Source organism: Limnofasciculus baicalensis BBK-W-15, from assembly GCF_024178385.1.
Classification (GTDB): Bacteria; Cyanobacteriota; Cyanobacteriia; order Cyanobacteriales; family Coleofasciculaceae; genus Limnofasciculus; species Limnofasciculus baicalensis.
Window position 1 is genome coordinate 1 of sequence record NZ_JAMZMM010000327.1, and the last position, 7,056, is coordinate 7,056.

The 7,056-nt window shown below is 40.8% G+C and carries 6 protein-coding genes; all 6 read left to right on the plus strand.

Annotation, left to right across the window (positions count from 1 at the left end; all coding sequences use genetic code 11):
- The first annotated feature begins 164 nt into the window (after positions 1 to 164).
- The 6 genes from NJ959_RS23380 (at position 165) to NJ959_RS23405 (ending at position 6,678) form a co-directional block, all read left to right on the plus strand.
- Entirely contained in the window at positions 165 to 485 is a 321-nt protein-coding gene (locus NJ959_RS23380; RefSeq protein ID WP_254014152.1) for a hypothetical protein, read from the plus strand.
- Between the two features lie 167 nt (positions 486 to 652).
- A complete protein-coding gene (locus NJ959_RS23385; RefSeq protein WP_254014153.1) occupies positions 653 to 1,153 on the plus strand; it encodes a helix-turn-helix domain-containing protein in 501 nt (166 codons plus the stop codon).
- Between the two features lie 525 nt (positions 1,154 to 1,678).
- On the plus strand, positions 1,679 to 2,539 hold the full coding sequence (locus NJ959_RS23390) for a class I SAM-dependent methyltransferase (protein ID WP_254014154.1): 861 nt from the start codon (positions 1,679 to 1,681) through the stop codon (positions 2,537 to 2,539).
- An 8-nt stretch (positions 2,540 to 2,547) separates the two neighbouring features.
- The gene (locus NJ959_RS23395) at positions 2,548 to 3,225 is read left to right on the plus strand and encodes a L,D-transpeptidase family protein (protein ID WP_254014155.1); all 678 of its coding nucleotides are present in this window, start codon (positions 2,548 to 2,550) and stop codon (positions 3,223 to 3,225) included.
- A gap of 460 nt (positions 3,226 to 3,685) precedes the next feature.
- On the plus strand, positions 3,686 to 5,272 hold the full coding sequence (locus NJ959_RS23400) for an NAD(P)H-quinone oxidoreductase subunit N (protein WP_254014156.1): 1,587 nt from the start codon (positions 3,686 to 3,688) through the stop codon (positions 5,270 to 5,272).
- Positions 5,273 to 5,982: 710 nt separating this feature from the next.
- The gene (locus NJ959_RS23405) at positions 5,983 to 6,678 is read left to right on the plus strand and encodes a PHP domain-containing protein (RefSeq protein WP_373693703.1); all 696 of its coding nucleotides are present in this window, start codon (positions 5,983 to 5,985) and stop codon (positions 6,676 to 6,678) included.
- The last annotated feature ends 378 nt before the right edge of the window (positions 6,679 to 7,056 follow it).

Below are 7,056 nucleotides of genomic sequence, written 5' to 3' on the forward strand. Positions count from 1 at the left end.
TGAGTTTTGAGTTTTGAGTTTTGTTAGCGCAGCGGGACGAAGTCCGTTTTGAGTTTTGAGTTTTGAGCTACCCCATTTTATCAAGTTTTGTGACGTTGAGAAATAAAAACATACTGAGACTTGAGATGGAGAGGTATAATCATGTTTTTGTAATATATTTATATATGCCTAATAAAGAATTCAAGCAAAAGGTCAAACAGTGGGAGGTTTGGGAGGAAATAACGGATAACGGGGTGACCATCAGTTTTGGCAGAAGCGAACATATTTTGAGGTTCAAATCAATAGGTGATATTTCAGACAAGGCAGAGTGTATCCACAAATTTGAAGCTGTAACTTACGAAGAGGCGGCGAGCATCTATAACCTGCGCATGGGTTATGGTACTTATAAACCACAAGGAAAAGCGGAACTTTGTCCCAATGGTTGCGGGTGTTATTATTACCCCGAAAGTTCGGGCGAGTGCCCCTATTGTGGTGTTTTAGATTAGAAAAGGGAAAACATAGATAAGAAATGAAATACCTCATCAAAATTTCTATCCCTTCAATATGTAATTAGGCGAGTTTAGTATGTTGACTATTTTTATTAGTAAAAACTGTAAAGAGACTAAATGTTACATTCAGCAGCAATAGAAAAATAAAAATAATTTGTTAATCTATGAACACTCATACCGAAACTCACCAACTAGAAACCCCCACCAAAATTCAGAAACAGTTAGAGACAGCTCGGCAGCATTTTCAAGAACAGACATTTACAGATGAACAACTGGCAAGAGCAATCGGAGAAGATCGTCGGACGGCTGTTAGACGAATTAAGGTTTGGAAAAAAAGCAACTCTATTTATGAAGCTGGCAAAGATCTCTATACATTCGAGCCACAAAAAGCAATAGGAACCCCTCTAGAAAGGGCAAAACAGTGTTTTCAACAAGCTCCTTTTACTTCGCAGGAGCTGGCAAAGGAATTAAACGTGAATTTACGCACTGCTCAAAGATATATAAAATATTGGCTAGAAGAAGCAGAAAGTATAGATCTTTATCGCGTGCCAAAAACAAGAGAGCTGGTGGCTTTTAACCCGAACCTGAAACCCTCTGTAACTCAGGAGCAAGGAATAGACAAAACTCAAAGAGACTTATCTGTAGGGTGCGTTATGCGTAGCTAACGCACCATGACAAATATATCTGGTGTCGTAAGTCCTATTAATCCTGTCAGTTGCTAGTAGTAGCACAGGTGTGTTAGGAGAATAACGCACACTACAGATAGAGGATTGGTGCTTCACGAAAATTCACAAAAACAACTTCCGATTTGGTGTAAACTTAAGTCATAAGTCAAAATTACTGAACATTAAAAACTGAATAAGAAAAGCTGTTCAAATACAGTCATCGACACACCTCGGCAAATCGCCGAAACCCTATTGTTTTCGTTGAGGTGTGTTGATGCCTTACAGGGTAAGAGTTTGAGGTGTGTGTTTTACTCAATTTTGGAGATGATAGAGCTTCATTTTCTGAGGTGTGTCGATTCTTAGTCTGAAACCAGCTCTGTGTAAGGCTTCTACAGCGAACTCTTTCCAAAACCTCTTCCCCGAAAGGGGATGGAAACTTTGTGATGATAGGATTGATGCCGTATACTAATATCTGTATTGCCCTCTTTAACGGCAATTCACAGGTTACTAACTATCAAACAAATCGTGAAAGATTCAGAACAAACAAAAAACTGGTATAAATCAATCGCCGCCACCTATAAATCTGGCTATTTATCGCCAGTTACATCAGAAGCCAGAAAAAATTGGTATAGCCAAGTTGCAGACGCTTATAATAAAACAAGACCTTCCTATCCCCAACAACTAATTACCCGCGCTGTCGAATTAGCAAAATTACCTTCAGACGCGATATTATTGGAAATAGGATGCGGTCCCGGTACGGCAACTGTTACCTTTGCTAAGTTGGGCTTTTCCATGATTTGTCTTGAACCCAGCCAAAAAGCTTGCCAACTAGCCCAAGAAAATTGTACTCCCTATCCCAAAATCGAGATTGTCAATACCACCTTTGAAGAGTGGAATCTAGAAATAGAGAGATTTGATGCTGTTTTAGCAGCGACATCCTTTCACTGGGTTTCACCGGAAATTGGATATGCCAAAGCAGCAGGAGCATTAAAAGACAAAGGCTATCTAATATTCTTGTGGAATCTGACACCTCAACCTGACTATGAAGTATATCAACTTCTCCATGAAGTCTATCAAACCCACGCTCCATCTCTAGCACGATATGAAGACAGAGAAAGTCAGGAAAAATCTCTCATCAATACAGGAAAACCCATGATTGAATCAGGTTACTTTCAGGATTTGCTTTCCGAACATATTTCTTGCAAAGTTACCTATTCAATTGATGATTATCTAGCGCTTTTGAGTACCCTATCACCCTATATCGCCTTAGAAGATAAGCAACGGGATAGGTTGTTTGCAGGTTTACGGGAAAAACTGGAAAGACACTGCGGTAAAACTATCGAAATATCCTATATCTCAGCCTTTCATATCGCTCAAAAACAATAGTTCATGTTATGAAAATACCACGGCAAGTCAAAGTAACTATTTTTGCCATTACAATTTTATCCCTCAGTACATTTGGCTTATACTTATTCCTCCTCAGATTAGGATACCTCCCCCCTTTCTCAGCCATAGTTTGTCTAAATAATTGCCCAGCCACCAGTAATTTACATACTCCACAACAAGGGAATGAATTATTAAATTATAACCAGCCAATTGCCCAAATTATCGCTCCAGCGAATATCGACAAAACCAAAACATCAATTTTAATAGAAAAATCCAAATATCGATTAACCCTATATCACAACCAACAGCCCATTAAATCCTATCCTGTGGTATTTGGGAAAAATCCAGTAGCAGATAAATTACGAGAAGGTGATTTCAGCACTCCAGAAGGAATCTTTACCATAAAAGACTTATACAATCATCCAAATTGGTCAAAATTTCTCTGGCTAGACTATCCCAACCAAACATCTTGGCAGAAGCATTTCCAATCTAAAATAGGAGGAAAGATAAAATGGAGCGATTCCATTGGTAGTGAAGTCGGAATTCACGGCGTACCTGCGGGTGGAGATAATTTAATCGATAACCGTTCAAATTGGACTTGGGGATGTATTTCTCTGAAGAATCAGGATGTCGATGAAATTTATCAAATAGTGCAAGAAGGGACTAAAGTTGAGATTATTCCTTAATACTTATCAACTTTATCTGTTAAAATTCTAAAGGAGTTTCCTCATAGAGATGAAGCTCGGATAGAGAAAATTAGCTCATAGTAAAATTATATATAATAATATCTTGCATCACTCGCGATAACCAGACAGAGAATTAATTCTCTGTCTTATAGCTAAAGTCCATTAAAATGGACTAAAAACAAATAATATTCAGTCCTCTTTAGAGGACTTTAGCTGTGAGACAGTGGTTAAAACCACTGTCGGATGCCAGCAATTAGCCGAAGTCTCAGCCAATATACGTGGTAAAATCCAAAAAACCTCTGCGCACCTCTGTGTTAACCTCTGCGTACCTCTGCGTTAAAAAAAATACCCAAACACCCCCCGACAAAACATCCCACTCAAAAACCTGACAATCGCCGATAAGATTAAATACAGTTAACATCAATACCAACCCAACCATAGACAATACCATTAGAAACCTATGGACTTTGCCAATCTTGTTGCCCAGCTCAACACTGGGATTATCTTACCAGAGCTAATCGTCCTGACTACCCTCATCCTAGTGGTGATCGTAGACTTGATTGCAGGTAAAAAAGCCGCCACCACCGTTTCCTACCTGGCGATCGCAGGTTTACTAGCCTCCGTCGTCGCCTTATACTGGGTATGGGATGTTACCGATACCGTCTCCTTTCTAGGAAGCTTCAATGGAGACGCGCTGAGTATTGTATTTCGCGGTATCGTTGCCCTATCTACTGCTGTCACCATTTTGATGTCCATCCGCTACATCCAGCAGACGGGGACAGCTTTAGCCGAATTTGTCGCTATTTTACTTACCGCTACCTTGGGGGCAATGTTCCTCTGTGGTGCAAATGAACTAGTGACGATTTTTATCTCCCTGGAAACCCTGAGTATCTCGTCATACCTGATGACAGGGTACACCAAGCGCGATACCCGCTCTAATGAAGCGGCTTTGAAATATTTGCTGATTGGTGCATCTAGTTCAGCAGTATTTCTTTATGGGGTATCGTTGCTGTATGGTTTATCTGGAGGTCAGACAAATCTGAATGCGATCGCACAAGGTATCACTGATCTCAATAATGGTGACTCCTTAGCCATTTTAATCGCTTTAGTATTTGCGATCGCAGGTATTGCCTTTAAAATCTCTGCTGTACCCTTCCACCAATGGACACCTGACGTTTACGAAGGCTCTCCCACACCAGTAGTCGCCTTCCTCTCAGTAGGTTCAAAAGCAGCAGGTTTAGCCCTCGCTATTCGCTTACTCGTCACCGCATTTCCTGCCGTCAGCGAGCAATGGCATTTTGTATTTACAGCCCTTGCCATCTTAAGTATGATTTTGGGGAATGTTGTTGCCCTCACCCAAACCAGTATGAAACGGCTACTCGCCTATTCTTCCATTGGGCAAGGTGGCTTTATCTTAATTGGTTTAATTGCGGGGACAGATGCCGGGTATTCCAGCATGATTTTCTACATGCTACTTTACCTGTTCATGAACCTAGGCGGTTTTGCCTGCGTGATTCTTTTCAGCCTCCGGGCAGGAACTGACCAGATTAGCGAGTATGCTGGTTTATATCAGAAAGATGCACTCCTCACTCTAGGCTTAAGTATTTGTTTGCTTTCCCTAGGTGGAATTCCTCCTCTAGCTGGATTCTTTGGTAAAATCTACATCTTTTGGGCAGGTTGGCAAGCAGGATTATATACTTTAGTCTTGCTCGGTTTAATTACTAGTGTGGTGTCAATTTACTACTACATCCGCGTCATCAAGATGATGGTAGTCAAAGAGCCTCAAGAAATGTCGGAATCTGTGAAGAATTACCCCGAAATTCACTGGAATTTACCTGGAATGCGTCCATTACAAGTGGGTTTGATTCTCTCAGTAATTGCCACCTCTATAGCCGGGATTTTATCTAATCCTTTAATTACTGTGGCAAATAATGCTGTTACCAATACACCCATGTTGCAATCGTCTGTAATCTCGGCGCAAGTACAGACGAAAGCTGTAGTTTCGATGGTGGTTGATTCACATTTAGCTGAATCTCAAGCTAATTAATTTGGGATTTACGGATGATCCAGCTTTAAATCTTGACCCCCCTAGCCCCCCTTATTAAGGGGGGAATACTTAAACAGGAATTACGCAAAGAATCTATCTGTAGGGTGCGTTAGCAAAGCATAACGCACCCTACACACTATACTGTTAGTATTGTCACTGCGTAAGTCCTGATTTACTTGACATTAAATCCATTAATCTCTCAACTTTTACTTCTAATAGCTTTGATTCTTTCCAGTTTAGCTAAGATTTCATCAGCAATTTCCCGAAACTTATCTCCAATTAAACTACGAATTTCTTCAAGGGTTCTAGTAACTTCATCCAGCTTATCTATAAACTGTTTGAGTTTTCCTGTAGGATCTAACTGTATATATCCTCATTGCTCTAACTTGGGTAAAATAGCCTGAATCTCTTCTCTGGTGAGGGGTTTAGCTAATTTTCGGGGGGGTAAAGGGTTGAGTTTGTAAGAAATCCGTGTTTGGCACAGAATTGGATTTTCTGCCAGCGTTTTTGTAGAACAGGCATCTTCCCTGTTCGTTTCATCACAGGCAAGATGCCTGTTCTACGTGGCAACTAAAGTTTTGCTAAGGTAAGAATAACATCTGTAACCACTAGCAAGTACTCGATTGATGAGGAAAAGCCATCGCAGTGGGGGGTAGTATCCGATCGATCAATCCACACAAATTATTTATTAGGCAATTATGGCAGTCAACATGGCTCCAACTTTAGCTTCACTCCAGGTAGCCGCACAAGATCGAGAATCACTGCAACTTGTATGGCAAAATATTCAACCAGATAGTTGTCCCCATTCCTACAACTTCCACATGCACACGACTTGCTCTGATGGTCGGCTAAAACCGCAAGACTTAATCGATCAGGCGATTACTATTGGTCTCAAAGGTTTGGCAATTACCGATCATCATACGGTCTCTGGTTATAAAATCGCTCAAAGCTGGTTGGAATATCTAAAAAGCTCGTCTCCCACTACTCCATTTCCTCAGCTTTGGACAGGTATAGAAATCACCGCTAAACTTTTGGATACTGACGTTCATATCCTCGGTTATGCTTTCAATCCAGCCGATCCTAGTTTAGAGACTTATCTACAGCGAAAAGCACCTCAACATGAAATGGCAGAAGCATCAGCCGTAATTCCGGCTCTCCAACATGCGGGTGGTTTCGCTATCTTAGCTCATCCCTGTCGCTACCGACGTTCGGCACAGGAATTGATTCCCGCAGCCGCAGACTTGGGAATTGATGGTGTTGAAGCTTACTACGCTTATGGTAACCCAGATCCTTGGGAACCCACTTGCGATCGCACTGAGCAAGTTAAGCAGCTAAGTTCCAGTTATAATCTGCTTCACACTTGTGGTACGGATACTCACGGATTGAGTTTGCTCAGGCGTTTATGAGCCAAGTGTTTGAGAAAAAGGGAAAAAGGGAAAAAGGGAAAAAGATGAAAAGGGGAAAGGATACTCTTTCCCCTTTTCTTTTACCAAAATTAGGCATCGGACTTGATATAACTTCTATTGCCATAAACCACTTTGGATCATCATCATCACAACGACGGCAACGCAGGTTACCACCAAAACGCCAGCGAAAGCAAAAGACTGACCGAGGTGTGTCGAATTTTGTGAAACTTTCATTTTTTTCTTTAATTAAGTGTGGCTGTAGATTATAAACATTAACAGGGTTTCCCTTAGTTGATGAGAAAACAATACAATACTTAATAAAACTAAAATATACGTCATACTAAGGCTGAAAGCTGAAGTAAAAAAATAGTTTCCCCC